15 protein-coding genes are annotated in these 15259 nt (G+C 41.3%); 5 read left to right on the top strand and 10 right to left on the bottom strand.

From position 1 onward, the window contains the following. Positions 1-340: 340 nt before the first annotated feature. The gene (fbp, locus tag QJ048_RS15075) at positions 341-1345 is read left to right on the top strand and encodes a class 1 fructose-bisphosphatase (protein WP_282335219.1); all 1005 of its coding nucleotides are present in this window, start codon (positions 341-343) and stop codon (positions 1343-1345) included. 80 nt (positions 1346-1425) lie between these two features. Here fbp and QJ048_RS15070 read toward each other — a convergent pair whose 3' ends face one another. From QJ048_RS15070 to QJ048_RS15055, 4 genes are all read right to left on the bottom strand, one after another. Beyond that, a complete protein-coding gene (locus QJ048_RS15070) occupies positions 1426-2916 on the bottom strand; it encodes a UxaA family hydrolase (protein ID WP_282335218.1) in 1491 nt (496 codons plus the stop codon). 156 nt (positions 2917-3072) lie between these two features. Beyond that, the gene (locus QJ048_RS15065) at positions 3073-3456 is read right to left on the bottom strand and encodes an HIT family protein (protein WP_282335217.1); all 384 of its coding nucleotides are present in this window, start codon (positions 3454-3456) and stop codon (positions 3073-3075) included. An 89-nt stretch (positions 3457-3545) separates the two neighbouring features. Then, on the bottom strand, positions 3546-5009 hold the full coding sequence (locus QJ048_RS15060) for a tagaturonate reductase (protein WP_282335216.1): 1464 nt from the start codon (positions 5007-5009) through the stop codon (positions 3546-3548). A 236-nt stretch (positions 5010-5245) separates the two neighbouring features. After that, on the bottom strand, positions 5246-6754 hold the full coding sequence (locus QJ048_RS15055) for a tagaturonate reductase (RefSeq protein ID WP_282335215.1): 1509 nt from the start codon (positions 6752-6754) through the stop codon (positions 5246-5248). A 574-nt stretch (positions 6755-7328) separates the two neighbouring features. On the opposite strand from QJ048_RS15055, the gene QJ048_RS15050 reads away from it, so the two are divergent. After that, positions 7329-7610 (top strand): hypothetical protein, encoded by a 282-nt coding sequence (locus tag QJ048_RS15050; protein WP_282335214.1) that lies wholly within the window; start codon positions 7329-7331, stop codon positions 7608-7610. Positions 7611-7739: 129 nt separating this feature from the next. Here QJ048_RS15050 and QJ048_RS15045 read toward each other — a convergent pair whose 3' ends face one another. Continuing rightward, entirely contained in the window at positions 7740-8756 is a 1017-nt protein-coding gene (locus QJ048_RS15045; RefSeq protein ID WP_282335213.1) for a YncE family protein, read from the bottom strand. Positions 8757-8907: 151 nt separating this feature from the next. On the opposite strand from QJ048_RS15045, the gene QJ048_RS15040 reads away from it, so the two are divergent. The 3 genes from QJ048_RS15040 to QJ048_RS15030 all read left to right on the top strand — a co-directional run bounded on the left by QJ048_RS15040 (position 8908) and on the right by QJ048_RS15030 (position 11199). Beyond that, the gene (locus tag QJ048_RS15040) at positions 8908-9534 is read left to right on the top strand and encodes a DNA-3-methyladenine glycosylase family protein (RefSeq protein ID WP_282335212.1); all 627 of its coding nucleotides are present in this window, start codon (positions 8908-8910) and stop codon (positions 9532-9534) included. Positions 9535-9738: 204 nt separating this feature from the next. Continuing rightward, positions 9739-10485, top strand: a complete 747-nt coding sequence (locus tag QJ048_RS15035) for an SDR family oxidoreductase (RefSeq protein WP_282335211.1) — start codon at positions 9739-9741, stop codon at positions 10483-10485. 138 nt (positions 10486-10623) lie between these two features. Then, entirely contained in the window at positions 10624-11199 is a 576-nt protein-coding gene (locus tag QJ048_RS15030; protein WP_282335210.1) for a pentapeptide repeat-containing protein, read from the top strand. A gap of 88 nt (positions 11200-11287) precedes the next feature. Here the strand turns inward: QJ048_RS15030 and QJ048_RS15025 are convergent, their stop codons facing one another. The 5 genes from QJ048_RS15025 to QJ048_RS15005 form a co-directional block, all read right to left on the bottom strand. Beyond that, positions 11288-12127 (bottom strand): phosphatase PAP2 family protein, encoded by an 840-nt coding sequence (locus QJ048_RS15025; RefSeq protein ID WP_282335209.1) that lies wholly within the window; start codon positions 12125-12127, stop codon positions 11288-11290. A gap of 222 nt (positions 12128-12349) precedes the next feature. Then, the gene (locus QJ048_RS15020; RefSeq protein ID WP_282335207.1) at positions 12350-12823 is read right to left on the bottom strand and encodes a carboxymuconolactone decarboxylase family protein; all 474 of its coding nucleotides are present in this window, start codon (positions 12821-12823) and stop codon (positions 12350-12352) included. Between the two features lie 278 nt (positions 12824-13101). Next, a complete protein-coding gene (locus tag QJ048_RS15015) occupies positions 13102-13359 on the bottom strand; it encodes a hypothetical protein (protein WP_282335206.1) in 258 nt (85 codons plus the stop codon). A 126-nt stretch (positions 13360-13485) separates the two neighbouring features. Then, on the bottom strand, positions 13486-14235 hold the full coding sequence (locus QJ048_RS15010) for an ABC transporter permease (RefSeq protein ID WP_282335205.1): 750 nt from the start codon (positions 14233-14235) through the stop codon (positions 13486-13488). Between the two features lie 13 nt (positions 14236-14248). Continuing rightward, positions 14249-15025 carry an ABC transporter ATP-binding protein gene (locus QJ048_RS15005; RefSeq protein WP_282335204.1) on the bottom strand — a complete coding sequence of 259 codons (777 nt, stop codon included), beginning with the start codon at positions 15023-15025 and terminating at the stop codon, positions 14249-14251. Positions 15026-15259: the final 234 nt, after the last annotated feature.

Below are 15259 nucleotides of genomic sequence, written 5' to 3'. Positions count from 1 at the left end.
AAACCGAACGCTGATTTTCATGATTGTCATGATTTTTATGATTGAATAAAATCATTAACAGATAGTCTAAGTCTCAAAATCGGCGGCCATTCATTTTCAATTTTCAATTCTCAATTACCCCCGTAACACTACCATAATACGCGAGCCTATATCAACCCGAATATTGTTCGTATCTTTCACATCAGAAAAAGCAACGCAACAACTTCTGTAGAGGAGATGTTTGCATCGTACGTTATTTATCCCAACATTTTTATATGCAGTTTTCGAACGTAAAACTGCAACCTCGTATGAACTGAACCGGCAACCGACACCAATAACTAACAACACTAATTGATTAAACATGGAAGAATCCCGCATCGCAACGCCCATAGGGACCACGTTGGACAGGTTCATTAAGAACAAACAGGAAAATTTTAAGTACGCAACAGGAGAGTTGTCGCAATTACTACGTGACATTGCCCTTGCTTCAAAGGTGGTGAACCGTGAAGTGAGCAAGGCCGGGCTGGTTGATATTATCGGAACGCTGGAAGCGCAAAACAGTGGTGGTGAGCAGCAAAAAAAACTTGACGTTCTGGCGAATATCCGTTTCTCACGTGCATTGAAAAAAGGAGGGGAGGCATGTGCGTTGGTCTCTGAAGAAAACGATTCCTACGAAGAGTTGAACAGGGATGGAAAATATATCATCGCCATCGATCCACTTGACGGATCTTCTAACATCGATGTAAACGTTTCCGTAGGTACTATCTTTTCCATTTATCGTCGCAAAACTGAAGTGGGATCGGCTGTACAGGAAATAGATGTTTTGCAGAAAGGCACGGAACAAGTAGCGGCAGGCTATGTATTGTACGGTGCTTCCACAATGCTGGTGTATACGACCGGTCACGGTGTGAACGGCTTTACCTACGAACAATCGCTTGGTGAATATTTTCTCTCCAATCCAGATATAAGGATTCCGGAAGATGGGACCATCTATTCAATTAATGAAGGGCTGTCGAAAGAATTTTTTCCTCCCGTAACTGCGTATGTTGACTGGTGCAAAGAGCAGTCATTCAACGCTCGCTATGTTGGATCGCTTGTTGCAGACTTTCATCGTAACCTGTTGAAAGGCGGCATTTATATTTATCCGGCAACAACCAAAAAAGCAGATGGAAAACTGCGGTTGGTCTATGAGTGCAATCCTCTTGCTTTTATTACAGAGCAAGCTGGAGGAAAAGCTACCGATGGAAATAAAAGGATCATGGAAATAGAGCCGGTTGCGTTACACCAGCGTTCACCTTTGTTTGTAGGTTCATTGAACCTGGTAGAAAAGGCGATGGATGAAAGGCTGGCGCAGAAGGCAAAATAGTGTGAATCACAAAGGAACTAGCAATAATAAAAAATCCGGTCAGTCGACCGGATTTTTTATTATCACGTTATATAAACGGTTTACAAGGTTACACCTGTTTTAAAGATGGCGATTTCCTTGAAGCCTGTTTTTTCATGTTTTAGTTTGTCGTTTCCGTTGCATATTTCAAGAACGAAATCAACAAAGTTTTGCAGAACTTCTTCCATTGATTCATCTTCAAGCAAAGTGCCAGCATTGAAATCTATCCAGTTCTTTTTATGATTGTACAACGTGCTGTTGGTAGATATTTTCATGGTAGGAACAAAGCTTCCAAACGGAGTTCCTCTTCCTGTTGTAAACAATACCATCTGGCAACCGGAGAAGCCCAAAGCAGATGAAGCCACCAGATCATTACCAGGGGCCTGCAAAAGGTTCAACCCGTGTTTTGTTGCAGGCTGGCCGTAATCTAAAACGTCGACTACGTTAGAATTACCACCTTTTTGAGTACAACCCAGTGACTTTTCCTCAAGTGTGGAAATGCCACCTTTCTTATTTCCCGGAGACGGGTTTTCGTAGATAGGTTGCTCGTGCTTGCGGAAGTAGTTTTTGAAATCATTGATCAGGCAAACGGTGTCATCGAACACTTTTTGCGTGATCGCTCTATCCATCAAAATTGTTTCAGCACCAAACATTTCTGGTACTTCAGTCAATATAGTTGTGCCACCCTGTGCAATTAGCCAATCAGAGAACTGTCCTACCAATGGGTTTGCAGTAATGCCTGAAAATCCGTCACTACCACCGCATTTTAATCCTATTTTAAGATAAGAAAGTGGCAGAGGCTGACGCTTATCCAATCTCATTTTTTCAACGAATCCTTTCATTATCTCGAAACCTGTTTCCACTTCGTCTTCCACTTCCTGCGAAACAAGAAACTGTACACGATCTTCATTAACTGCTCCGACAAGTTTTTTAAACTCGGGGATCTGATTGTTTTCACATCCCAATCCCAGTACCAATACACCACCTACGTTAGGGTGCTTAACCAGTGCCGCGAGTGCCTTTTGCGTATTTTCATGATCGTCTCCAAGTTGAGAGCAACCATAGTTGTGTTTAAATACACAGATATCATCAATGTGCGATACATCCAATTCCTTTTTGATACGGTCAATGATCATTTGCGCCTGGCCGTTTACGCAACCAACCGCGGGCACGATCCATAGTTCATTACGAATGCCCATGTTGCCGTCTGCACGCAAATAACCATTTACGGTAAGCTCTGATTTAGGAATGTTCAAAACTGCCTTTACAGCATTATAAGAATATTCCAGGTTGTCGTGCAGATTGGTCTTCAGGTTATGCGTATGAATGTGCGCACCCTTTTGAATAGGCTCAATTGCGTGACCGATCGGGTAGCCGTATTTGATCACATTTTCATCAGCGCCGATGTTTTTCAAAGCAAACTTATGGCCCTTTTCCACATCAGTTGTGATGTTGATGTCGGTGCCGTCTACTTCAATTGTTTCGCCCTGCTTCAGTTCATCAAGGGCCACCGCTACATTGTCCTGATCATTTATTTTTATATAACGTTTCATAATTGGAGCTGTCGTTTTTAGATTTTTTTAAAAAAATTATAATCACGTTCGTTTTTCAATCCTTACCATATAAGAGATTTTCAAAAGTCAGACTTCCGCAAAAGAAATAGTCATCTTATTCTGAAAATCTTCCTCAACTCAAGAAACCAATATCGTTTAAACCATTGCTGAAGTATTTACCTGCAAACTGATTGCTGAAATTTTTTCTGCATATTCCGCATCCGTCAAGTATACTTTTTGAGGATTCATTTCGAATGTACTTCCCCATGTGTGGCCTCCTTCGTATTTAGGCACCAGGTGAAAATGCAGGTGAGCCAATTTATCGGAATACGCTCCGTAATTGACCTTATTTGGATTGAATGCTTTGCTCATTGCTTTTGCAGCACGGGCAACATCTTCCATAAATAATGCTCTTTCTTCGGGACTCAATTCGAAAAGTTCGTTTACATGTCTTTTGTAGGCAACAAGACAGCGACCTGGATATGACTGTTCTTTGAACATGAACAATTCAGAAACCTTAAGATCACAGATTTTGATCATCAGTTCTTTTTGTATTTCGTTTTTATCACAATATAAACAACTCATAGTTTCGAATTAAAGTTTAAAAGAAGCAGAAATCAGATGCCTGATTATTTTCCGATTTCTGACGCTAATTTTTTATTTTCAAATACTTTTTTCAGAGCATCTTCCATGCCGTCATTTAAAATGGATGTCACCATTTTAGATACTTCACTTACCAAAGGAGTAACCTGCGTAAGATCTACTGTCCAGATTTGCTTATTACCTAAAATTGCTTTTACAGAAGCTTCAACATCTGCGGTGTTAAAATTCTGCTGTATGAAAACAACATGTTCCGGAGTATCGTTTGCCACAAAATCAATTTTAGATTTTCCGCTGTACAGCACCAGTAAAGAAGCTAATGAAAACGAAGTGAGAGAAGCCAGCTTGTTAAATTTCGTCCATGTGTCCAACACGGTAGGAAAATCGCGTGTTTCCCATTTAGATAATGAATTAAGTGAAATAGTTTCCAGGTAATGTTTGATGTACGGATTGTAAAAACGCTCAAGTATCTTTGCAGCGAACTTTTTCAGCTCTTCCGGATCTTCATCAATAGCTGGCAATACCTCTTCTGCGACCATTTTATTAATATACTTTTCAACCAACGGATTGTTGAACGCGTCCATTACTGTTTTGCACCCCATTTGCAGTGCCACAGGCACCATCGCAGTATGTGAGCCGTTCAGAACACGTACTTTTTTATCGCGGAAAGCTTTAATGCTATCCATGAACAATACGTTCAAACCTGCTTTATCCAATGGGAACTTCTCTTTAATAACAGGATCGCCACCAATTGCCCACACGTGGAAATATTCTCCTTTAACCACAAGGTTATCATCGTAGCCAATTTCTTCTTTTATTTCGTTGATGGTTTCTTTAGGGAAACCAGGCACGATGCGATCCACCAATGTATCGTAGAAATAGTTTGCATTTTTTACCCAGTCGATAAATGCAGCTTCGAGGTTATTTACTTCCGCGTGCCTGATTACAAACTCGCGCAATGTAGAGCCATTGTTTTCAATCAGCTCACAGCAAATGAACATCAACCCTTTGTCTGCTGCACCGTTGAATGCTTTATAACGTTGATGTAACAACGCTGTTACTTTTGCAGGAAATGATTTTGGCGGTTTTGCATTTAAATCATCGCCTTCTTCGTAGCGGATACCTGCTTCAGTGGTATTGGAAACAACAATTTCCAGTTCAGGACTTAAGAAACATTTTTCATACACTTCGTATGATGTGTATGGGTTTATAGCATGTTGAATGCTTTCTACCAGTGAAATTTCTTTCACCGGTTTTTTATCTTTAATACCTTCTAAATAGACATGGTACAAGCAATCTTGTTTTTCCAGCAGATCAGCCATTCCCTGATTGATGGGCTGCGCTACCAAAATGCCATGATTCATAATACCTTGTTTATTCGCTTTGTCGATCATCCAGTCGACAAACGCACGCAAGAAATTACCTTCACCGAATTGCAAAATTTTTACTGGCAAAGCTTTCGTTGAGACATTTTTTCTATTCAACTCCTTCATGAGATTCGCTTTTTATGATTAGAATAATGAGTTTAAAGTTATGTCGAAAACACAAGGTGGAAGGAAAAAACACCGGAAACGATTGCGTAGACTTGCGGCGGGAAACACCTTTCCTGTCGCAGGATTGGTGGAAATGTCAATATAGGGGAATTTAAAAAGACAAGGCTTCGACAAACCGTCTCTAACAGCGAGTTAGAAAGGGAGGTCGAAGCCCTGTTAAATAGATAAAAACGAGTTTATTTGATCGCCTGCAAAGAAGACAAGACGTTTAATGCTCCATGTTCCTGAATGGCGTAAAATTTCTCCGTTACAGCGTCTTCAAAGCCTTCCAGTGCAGATAAATCTGCGTCCCAAAGCTCACGGTCCCGCAATACTTTTGCAACGATCTGCTCCGGTACGGTATTTTGCCATAACTCGTAAAAATAGCCGGCTTTGTCATCGTTAATATGATAGTCGGTGCCGTTAAACGAGCCATAGTATTTGCCACCTTCTTTTTTTACAGGTTTTGTAAATAAAATGTAGGCTGCAAAACCGAGTGCACAATGCTGGGGAACCGTGTTGAATAATTTATAGTATTGGTGCAATATGGGGACAATGCGCATTTTAAGCTTTGACGAGTATTGCAAAGTAATGCTTATCCATTGGTGCTGCATGTAAGGGTTTCTGAACCGCGTAAGTACTTGCTGGCCAAAATCCACCGCAGCGTTTTCAGGCAGTGGATAAGGGATCGCAGGCGCAATTTCTGCCAGCATCACGTCAGTGATGTATTGAGCAAGCTCCGCATTCTCCATTCCCTCGCGAACGGTGTTTATGCCGCTCAGGTAGCCTAATCCGCAGGCAAGTGTGTGCGTACCATTCAGCAAGCGCAATTTCAGTTCCTTGTATATCTCAATGTCTTTCTCAATAACCACGCCTTTATCTGAGGCGGCAAATGATAAAACTTCTTTTACCTTTTCATCGCCTTCAATGGCCCAAAGGCGGTAAACTTCGCTCATGATCAGCAATTCGTCCTTGTAGCCCAATTCTTTTTCGAAAGTAGCCAGCAAGTCTGCCGGAGGTTTGCCGGGCACGATTCTGTCTACCAGCGAGTTGCAAAATCTGTTGTGCTGCTGCAACCAGTTAATGAAACTGGGCTCCAGCTGGTTGTAGGCAGACAGCTCGAGTATAATGGCTTTCAGTTTTTTGCCATTATCGGTGAGCAGTTCGGTTGGAACGATTACCATGCCGCTTTCTGCACTGCCATTAAATGTTTGGTAGCGTTTATATAAAACGGCCAGTAATTTAGCAGGATAAGAAGACGGAACGCCCTCTGAAATGCTTTCTTTTACCAACTGTATACCGACTTCTGTTGTGTTGGAAATAATGACCTGCAGTTGCGGATTGGTTACACAATCAAGGATTTCCTGCCATTGCTGTTTTGCAGAAAGCACACGGCTGATAGCCGAAACAATGATGTTTTCCTCTACATTTTCTCCGATTTCAATACCTCTAACGCAAAGTGTATATAGATTGTCTTGTTTGTCAAATGCATCTGTACCACCGCTGTCTGTTGATTTTACCACAACAATGCGGCCGTTGAAAATGCCGTTGCGATTGGCTTTGTCCACGAAATAGTCAGAAAGTCCGCGGAGCAATACGCTGGTTCCAAATTGAAGGATCTTTTCCGGAAGGAAGAAACTGTTTTCCGATGGCTGCTGTATACCCGCAGGCAGGTTAGTCGTTAGTGTTTTTTTTGAAAGCTGCATGTTTTTTCGATCGTTTTCGAATCTGTGAAAGGTTGATTGTCAACATTTTCACAAAAAAGGTTTGATCCTCAAACCTACGAAAAGTTGAGCAAAGCAGATCGACTATTTTACTTCAACGATTGCGTAGGAGACGATAGCACGCAGATTTTCATGCTTGTGATGACGGGAGATAATTTTTTTGGGGTCTGTTTAAAACGGGTGGTTATTAAGTTTTTGTGGAAAGCCTGGTTTATTGAATGCCAGGTCTCAGGTTTATTGTAGTGTGAGCTTGTTTCTTGTTTAACACACGATTTACTTCATCTGCTAAAATTCTGATTATATACAAGATATAAATATGTTCAAAAACCTTTCTTGATTTGCAACTTTAGGATGCTGCTTTTAGTCAAATACAAAACAGACATTAAATATTTTCATCTCAACCTGAAATCTGACTTATTTGATAAATGATTGGTCTTTTCCAGACTCTGGTGAAATTTAAGTTGAATTACCTTGCATTAGTAAATCAGTTGCCAATACTTAGCCAAAAGGATCCTTTAAGTGTACATCAATTGATCTACCGCAAACCTTTTACAAAATGAATTTATTAGAGTTGAAAATTAGTATCGTCTGGTTCTTGTTAAGCTTTATCATATTGCCTTTTGCAGGTTTTATTTTCAGAACAAGGCAGTTGCAACAAAAACAAAGACGCATAAGAGAGTTGGAGCAGGAAATGGTTTCTAACCATGCCGAAATATTGTCATTACACGGGCAGTTGGCAACTCGCAAAACCGAAAATCTCAAGACAGTTGCCATTAAGGAAAATGCAAGTTTTGTAGAGAATTCCGGTAAAGGAAAATTAAAAGTAAGTAGTATGTAGGCCGCTAAAGTAAATACTTACACAAAAGGGTTCTCTAATCGCGAGCCCCATTCGTTTATATCAAAAATCGCTCGTCAAAAAAAAGCGCTGATAAGATTATCAACGCCTGATTTTTCATGTGTTGCGGATTTATTTATTATATACCAAAACTTCAAAACTACCGGGAACTATTGGAGGGCGTTTGCCCTCGTGCGGCCCTGCCACAAAGTCTGCAGTGGGTAAGTAAATAGCGTGACTTACTTCATCAATGGCGATGGTTCTTGCTCCTTTCTTCGTTGCAACCGTATTGATTACTTCAAATGAATTTGCTGACTTCTCCTTAATTACGGTCATTGTACCATCTTCTCCGTTAGATGCAAATATTGTTTTGCTCTCGTTGTCGAAAGCCACGCCATCACAGCCTTCGCCTATGGGAACTTTTGCGATTGTTTTGCCGTTTGTTGCATCTGTTACTATCAATAGTTTATTGTCGCAACCGGCAAACAATCTTTTTGATGTTTTGTCAAAAGCAAGACCGGTAGGCGCTTCACCCGGAGCGATGCTCCATTTTGCTTCAACGGACATTGTTTTAATGTTAATAACGGCTATTTCACTTTTGTCTTCAATATTTACGAACACTTTTCCCTCACCGTCGCTTACTGCTGTTTCCGGCTTTCCGTCAAGAGCGATGGTAGCGACTACTTTGTTGGATTGTGGATCAATAACAGAAAGATCCTTGCTGCGCCCATTGCAGGTAATTACTTTTTTGGAGAATGGCTCGAGCATGATAGCATCGGGATTTTCACCCACCAGTATTTGTGCCTGAACATTGTTGGTGGTGAGATCAAACACTGTTACGCTGTTCAGTTTGCCATTACTAGTATAGCCTTTATTAAGAGCGTTGTCAAATGCGATGCCGTGAACACCTGTGGTATTGGGAATTACACCAACAGAGTCGCCCGTTGTTTTGTCGAGAATGTTGACCTGTGTTCCGTGCGACACATACAGCTTGTTATTGTTTACAGCCAGGTAATCCCAGCCGCCGGCACTGGCGATGTGAAATGTTTTTACAAGATGATAAGGTTTGTCCTGCGCGAAAACGTTAGTGAATAAAGCAGAACTTAAGATCAGTCCTGTTGATAGTGATAATGCTAATTCTTTGGTCATAAGAAATAATGAGTTGAATGGGCTGCAAAGTTATCGGCCAATTCTGAAGAAACTTTGTAAACGAGCGGCTAGTAACAATTCGGTAACGATGACGTTTAGCCGCATTACAAGAGTTTGAATTGCTGTTTTTTACTTTTACTTTTAACTTTTCATGCATCCAACATTTACTTCCGGCAATTTTAAAAAGATATGTGCGAAACTTGCTCTGATTGACAGCGATCTGAAATTGGTATTGGAGACTTATGGCTATCCTCCGTTGTGGTCGAGGCCCAACACTTTCGAAAGCCTCGTGCATATTATCCTTGAACAACAGGTTTCGCTCGCTTCAGCACTTGCAGCGTTGAATAAATTAAAAGAAAAAATAATGAACATCACTCCTGAGGGCGTTTTGTTGCTGACAGACGAAGAGTTGAAAGCAAGTTATTTCAGCCGTCAAAAAACAATTTATGTAAGGCATTTGGCCGAAGCTATTCAAAACCGCAGGATCGAGTTGTTGGCGTTAGAAAAACTATCAAACGAAGAGGAGCGTGAACGGCTTACCAAATTAAACGGAGTCGGCAACTGGGCAGTTGATATCTATCTCATCTTCGTTCTGCACCGTTGCGACGTGTTTCCTATGGGTGATCTGGCGGCAGTGAATGCGTTAAAACAAATCAAGCGACTGCCCGGGGATATTTCCCCGGAGGAACTTTCGGCAATAGTCTCTAGATGGCAACCCTATAGAACAATTGGAACAATGCTGTTGTGGCATTGGTATTTGTCGGTGAGGAAGAAGTGAAGTCAGGAATTGAACTAAGAATTAAGAATGCCTCAAAGTAAGTTGCATTTTTGAAGATGGACTTCGGAAATGGTATAAGTAAATTAACAGGGCCGGGTTAAGTGATATTTGCAACTTTCCATTTTTTTTCAGATATTAAGCTCTTGCCATTCTTTGGGGCGTGCTGTGCTCCCAATTCTTAATTCCTAATTTTTAATTGAATTCATGAACAGACTACAAAATAAAACCGCGGTTATTACCGGAGGAAGCAGTGGAATAGGCTTTGAAACGGCCAGGCAATTTCTGGCAGAAGGTGCAAAAGTGATCATTATTGGACGAAATAAAGATGAGCTTGATAATGCTGTCGGCGAGTTGGGTGAAGGCGCCTATGCAGTGGAGGCAGACGTTTCAAAGGTCGATGCTATTAAAGCAATGCGTGGAAAAATAGAAAAGATATTTCCCTCGCTTGATATACTTTTTGTTAATGCCGGCATAGCAAAGTTTGCAGCCATTGAAGACGTGACAGAGGAATGGTTCGATAACCAATTTAATACGAATTTCAAAGGCGCATATTTTACTATACAACAATTGCTGCCGCTGTTTAAAGGTAGCGGCTCCATTATTTTAAATGCATCACTCAATGCACATATAGGCAGGCCGACTGCTTCCATTTATGGCGCGACCAAAGGCGCTTTACTCACGCTGGCGAAAAACCTTTCCGCTGAACTGATGCCGCGCAAAATACGAGTGAACGCTGTGAGTGCCGGCCCTGTTGATACACCACTTCATCACAAGAAAGGTTTAACTCCGGACCAACAAGTGCAGGATCACGAAAATTTTAAAACGATTATCCCCATTGGTCGTATGGGTGATCCGTCCGAAATTGCGAAGGCCGTACTGTTCTTTGCGTCTGACGATGCTCCATTTATTGTAGGCGCAGAGATTTTAGCTGATGGCGGAATGTCATTGTGAAGCAGCAAGCTAATAAATTGAATAACTGAATAAACTAAGTGGTTTAACGTTCGGCAATATTGATTATTCAACGATTCCATAATTCAATGCTTTTAAGGTGTTACATTTGAGGCTGTTTTTCAGAAAAAACAAATAGCAATGCCTGACGTATATGTAGAAGATAAGAAGTTTGACAAAGTGGATTTTACACAGAAAAATCTTGAGCGCGGCGAGTACGAATATTGTGAGTTTAATAATTGTGACTTCTCCAACACTAATCTTTCTTTCATAAAATTTGTTGAGTGCAAATTCAACGGTTGCAACCTAAGTCTTGTAAAGCTTGGGGGCACAGCCTTTCGCGACGTAGTGTTCAAAGATTGTAAAATGCTTGGGCTTCATTTTTACGATTGTGATGATTTTGTATTGGCATTCAGTTTTGATAATTGCACACTGAATCACTCTTCTTTTTTCGGAACAAAAATCAAGAGCACAAAATTTAAAGATTCGCAATTGCAGGAAGTTGATTTTACGGACTGCGATCTTACATCTGCGGTCCTTGACTATTGTAACTTAGTCGACGCCAAGTTTGAAAATACAAATATTGAAAAAGCTGATTTCAGAACTTCGGTAAACTATTCCATCGACCTTGAAAACAATAAGATTAAGAAAGCGAAATTTGCTTACCCCGGTTTGATCGGGTTGTTGGATAAGTATGATATTGTGATAGAGAAATAACTGAGTAACTGAATGACTGAATAACTGAATAAACTGAGTGGTTGAAAGTTAAAGGGCAAAATCAATAATCAATTATTCAATGGTTCAATTATTTAAAGTTCCATGCTGCGCTCAGGCCTCCAGAACTGCCATTATAGTAAGGTATGAGCGATAAATTCTCCGGCTTCTTTTTCCATATCGGCCATTTGTTTTGGTGGGTGAGATAGGCAATGTTTACCGAAAGAATACCAAATCCTGCTCCGGCAACGACATCAGAGACCCAGTGTCTGTTGTTCAGTATACGCATGGCGCCAACCGCTGTGGCTACAACATAGCCGCCGATTGCAACTCCGGGATAATTTTTGCCAAATTCCCGTCTTAATAATTCAGCAGATAAGAAGGCTTGTGCGGTATGTCCGGAAGGAAACGAATTGTAGGCGCTGCCGTCTGGTCGTTGCTCATGGGTGATGTTTTTCAGAGAGAACACCATCACGTTCATCAGTATTTCTGATTTTACCAAAAGAGCGGTTTGGTTCCAGGCGTCATGTGTACCCTTGAAACCCATCGCATCCATTGTGTACATTGCAGCTATCGGAACGTACAGCAGGTAATTATCAACGCTGGTGTGAAATGTTCCGAAGTGCTCCATTCGTTCTTCTCTTACCTCGTATTTGTTAAACAGATCACCTTTGCCTCCGTCGCCATCGTAGTTGGCCCAAAAACCTATGCCTATAAGTGCCGCAGGAACGATAAAGCTTTTTAACACTTTAGCACGTTTATAGTGAGCGCTGTCCTTTGAGGTGAGTGGAGGAAAGCCATTATTTCGTTGGTGAACAATGCTACTGTCATAGTTAAATGACGAAACGTTTACAGTTTGTGGTACAGGTTGCTGGGCAAAAATTCTTAATCCATTCAAAATCAAGGCTGCCGCTACAAAGTAATGCCGCATCAAATTTTATTTAACGCTCAACTTACCTTGAAATTCTGAACAGAAACTGAAGAGGAAATAGCAGAATTAACAAATAGGAATTAAGAATTAACAATTAAGAATTAAGAATTCATTCTGTGTAAGATGCTAACGAAGAATATGCTCTTTGCATAGTAAGGAGATATCATTCAGTAGTGTAATGCTAACCCAAAGAATTCTTAATTCTTAATTGTTAATTCTTAATTAATTAGCGGCCGCTTCAAACTGCCCCACCTGATAGCCTCCTGCCAAAGTGCGGAATGAAATATTAAGACGGTTGTAACTGTTGATAGTAATTACTGCAAGGGTTAAATCGATCAATTCTTCTTCGGAGAATTCAGCGCTGGCCTGTTCGTAGATTTCATCAGGCACATCGCCACCATTAATTTTTGTGACAGCCTCGGCCCATGCAAGTGCGGCGCGTTCCCTGTCTGTATAGAGAGGGGCATCTCTCCAAGCGGCCAAAAGATATAGACGTTGTTCTGTTTCTCCCATTGCACGAAGATCCTTTGAGTGCATGTCCAGGCAGAACGCACAACCGTTTATTTGTGAAACCCTGAAATAAATCAGGTCCTGAAGAGTTTTTTCAATAGAGCATTTCGCAAGGTAATTTCCCAGGCCAAACATGGCTTTTAGCGCTTTGTGTCCCTTTTCGAGAAGGTTTAATCGTTGTTCCATTTTTTAAAATTTAGATGTTGAATGTTCGTGTTACATCTACATAATGAATGGGAGAGGAAAAAATGGACAGTTTGGAGAAAGTTTTTTTAAAAAAAAGTAAAAAGTAAAAAGTAAGAGGTAAAAGAACTCCTAATTCTCAATATCGACTTGCTGCATAAGCCTTATTTCAAATCTCAAATTAAAAATAACTAATCATGACAATCATGAAAATCTGCGTTCCGTATCTCATAAAAAAAGGATGACATCGAAACTTCAACATCATCCTTTAATAGCTTTATTTAAGGTGCATCTGGTGGGGGAGGCGGTTTTGTAGTAGTATCGCCATCGCCTCTCATTACAGGTTTAGTGGAGCCAACTTTCGCTTTGGCTGCTGCTTTTTTAGCCACTTTTTTCACCGCCGCTTTCTTAGGCGCTGCTTTTTTAGGAGCCGCTTTCTTCGCAGCTGCTTTTTTGGGTGCAGCTTTTTTTGCAACTTTCTTCGCTACCTTTTTAGGGGCGGCTTTCTTGGCTGCTTTTTTGGGTGCTGTTTTAGCCATATTATGTTTTAATTGGTTGCGGAAAAATTACTGCTTTTGTTTTTTAAATGCAAGCGCTGATTAGCAAACTGGTTGCTAAAATTAATCACAAGTTATTCCCAATGACATTTGTAGAAAGAGCGACACTTACTTTGTGTTCCATTTGAATTTCCTGATGCCCATGAAAGCGAAGATCAGCGTGTAACCCAGCGTAACCAGCAATGCTGTTGTGGTTTCACTCTTCCATAAATCCGGTTGCAGGCTGCCGGCCAATATCGTTTGTACAGCGCCGTAAGGTGACCAGTGTGCAATTTCTTTTGCCTCTTTGCCCAACACGCCCAATCCGCCCAGCATTCCGGTTATGATAAAAGCAAAGTATACCAATCTGCTGGTAGAGTTGACTGTTTCCGGGTTTTTAATGAGACCAACGATCATTTGTCCGAGACTTAAGTACACGGCTCCGCCAACCAAAGCGCTCATTACAGTTAGCAAATAACCAACGGCAGACAGATGAATGCCATCGACATAATATCCCGTGATAAAAACGCAAAGAGTGACGAGCAGGATCATTACAAGTTGAACCGTTAACCTGCTGATCATTATTGCCCAATCTGGAATTGGCGCTACACGCAGTCGCTGGAAAATGCCTTTGTCTCTGTCCCGTGCAATTGAATTGCTATAGCCCATCAAACCAATTGCTACCAGGCCGAGTGCAATGGCGCTTGATAGTACAAAGGCGCCTCCAAACATTTTGATAACTCCTTTCCATGAAATAAGAATAATGACCGGCACAAGCAAAGCCAATACCGCAGAGCGGCGATTGCGCCATTGTGTGGTAAAATCGGCACGAAGCAGTGATGAAAATACAGTAGATGTTTTAGGTATGTTAATTTCCATTTTGAGCATTTTTTTAAGAGCGGATATCCGTTCCTGTTAAAGCAATAAATACGTCTTCCAAAGTGATCCTTCCTTTGCGCGAAACTCTTATCACCTCAGGTTCGTCCCTGTGTTTTTCGATCAACGCTTCGGGAGTGTTCACTTCTATCACCCTGCCGTGATCAATGATGCCGATGCGATCGCAAACAGATTGTGCTTCTTCCATTGAGTGGGTGGTGAGCAATACGCCATGACCTTTTTCGCGTATGTTTTCAATGCGTTCCCACAATTGCCTGCGTGATTGCGGATCAAGACCGGTTGTAGGTTCATCAAGCAACACGAGTTGTGGATTGTGAATAGTGGCGATAACAAGGGAAACGCGTTGTTGCTGGCCGCCGGATAACTGCCCGAACTTCTTGTTGGCTGCATCGGCAAGTTTGATGTCCTGCAATTTGTTCATCAATTGTTCCTTACTGAGCGACAACCCGTAAATACCTGCATACAGTTGAAGAATTTCCAGAATGGTAAGTTCCGGTTGAAAACTGGTTGATTGTAGCTGCACGCCCAGTGCGGCTTTGGCATGCAGCGGTTTTTCTTTATTGTTGTTGCCTGCAACACTAATCGATCCTGAATGGTAATTCAATAATCCTTCAATAGCGCTCAGCGTACTCGTTTTGCCGGCACCGTTAGGTCCGAGCAATCCGAAAATTTCTCCGCGTCTTACATCGAAAGAAACATTCTGTACAGCATGGGTGGTGCCATAGTAAACATTCAGGCCTTCTACTTTTAGAATTTGTTCATGGTTGTTCATGTCGAAAATTAATAATTAATAATTAAGAATTAACAGCGCGGTTATGCTGCGTGAAATTAATATTCGAGAAGTGAGGATAATATTCTGCTTAGGTGGATTGGTGATTTTTGCCGGTGAGCGATGGAAGAGAGTCGGTGAAAGAGGCAGTTAGAAATTAGGAATTAATGATAAGAAAATGAGCGACCCATAGAGACGCCGGCACTGCCGCGTCTCCCTTAGCACCCATATTCTGCC

It is taken from the genome of Pinibacter soli (assembly GCF_029961145.1).
In the GTDB taxonomy this organism is placed as follows: domain Bacteria; phylum Bacteroidota; class Bacteroidia; order Chitinophagales; family Chitinophagaceae; genus Pinibacter; species Pinibacter soli.
This window is presented reverse-complemented; position numbering and strand designations above follow the sequence as displayed.

Excerpts from the sequence above, each read along its gene's own strand:
- QJ048_RS15010 (WP_282335205.1), bottom strand. The coding sequence starts at position 14,235 with ATGGAAATTAACATACCTAAAACATCTACTGTATTTTCATCACTGCTT.
- QJ048_RS15020 (WP_282335207.1), bottom strand. The coding sequence starts at position 12,823 with ATGGAACAACGATTAAACCTTCTCGAAAAGGGACACAAAGCGCTAAAA.
- QJ048_RS15005 (WP_282335204.1), bottom strand. The coding sequence starts at position 15,025 with ATGAACAACCATGAACAAATTCTAAAAGTAGAAGGCCTGAATGTTTAC.
- QJ048_RS15060 (WP_282335216.1), bottom strand. The coding sequence starts at position 5,009 with ATGAAGGAGTTGAATAGAAAAAATGTCTCAACGAAAGCTTTGCCAGTA.
- QJ048_RS15040 (WP_282335212.1), top strand. The coding sequence starts at position 8,908 with ATGCATCCAACATTTACTTCCGGCAATTTTAAAAAGATATGTGCGAAA.
- QJ048_RS15045 (WP_282335213.1), bottom strand. The coding sequence starts at position 8,756 with ATGACCAAAGAATTAGCATTATCACTATCAACAGGACTGATCTTAAGT.
- QJ048_RS15070 (WP_282335218.1), bottom strand. The coding sequence starts at position 2,916 with ATGAAACGTTATATAAAAATAAATGATCAGGACAATGTAGCGGTGGCC.
- QJ048_RS15030 (WP_282335210.1), top strand. The coding sequence starts at position 10,624 with ATGCCTGACGTATATGTAGAAGATAAGAAGTTTGACAAAGTGGATTTT.
- QJ048_RS15025 (WP_282335209.1), bottom strand. The coding sequence starts at position 12,127 with ATGCGGCATTACTTTGTAGCGGCAGCCTTGATTTTGAATGGATTAAGA.
- QJ048_RS15050 (WP_282335214.1), top strand. The coding sequence starts at position 7,329 with ATGAATTTATTAGAGTTGAAAATTAGTATCGTCTGGTTCTTGTTAAGC.
- QJ048_RS15015 (WP_282335206.1), bottom strand. The coding sequence starts at position 13,359 with ATGGCTAAAACAGCACCCAAAAAAGCAGCCAAGAAAGCCGCCCCTAAA.
- fbp (WP_282335219.1), top strand. The coding sequence starts at position 341 with ATGGAAGAATCCCGCATCGCAACGCCCATAGGGACCACGTTGGACAGG.
- QJ048_RS15035 (WP_282335211.1), top strand. The coding sequence starts at position 9,739 with ATGAACAGACTACAAAATAAAACCGCGGTTATTACCGGAGGAAGCAGT.
- QJ048_RS15065 (WP_282335217.1), bottom strand. The coding sequence starts at position 3,456 with ATGATCAAAATCTGTGATCTTAAGGTTTCTGAATTGTTCATGTTCAAA.
- QJ048_RS15055 (WP_282335215.1), bottom strand. The coding sequence starts at position 6,754 with ATGCAGCTTTCAAAAAAAACACTAACGACTAACCTGCCTGCGGGTATA.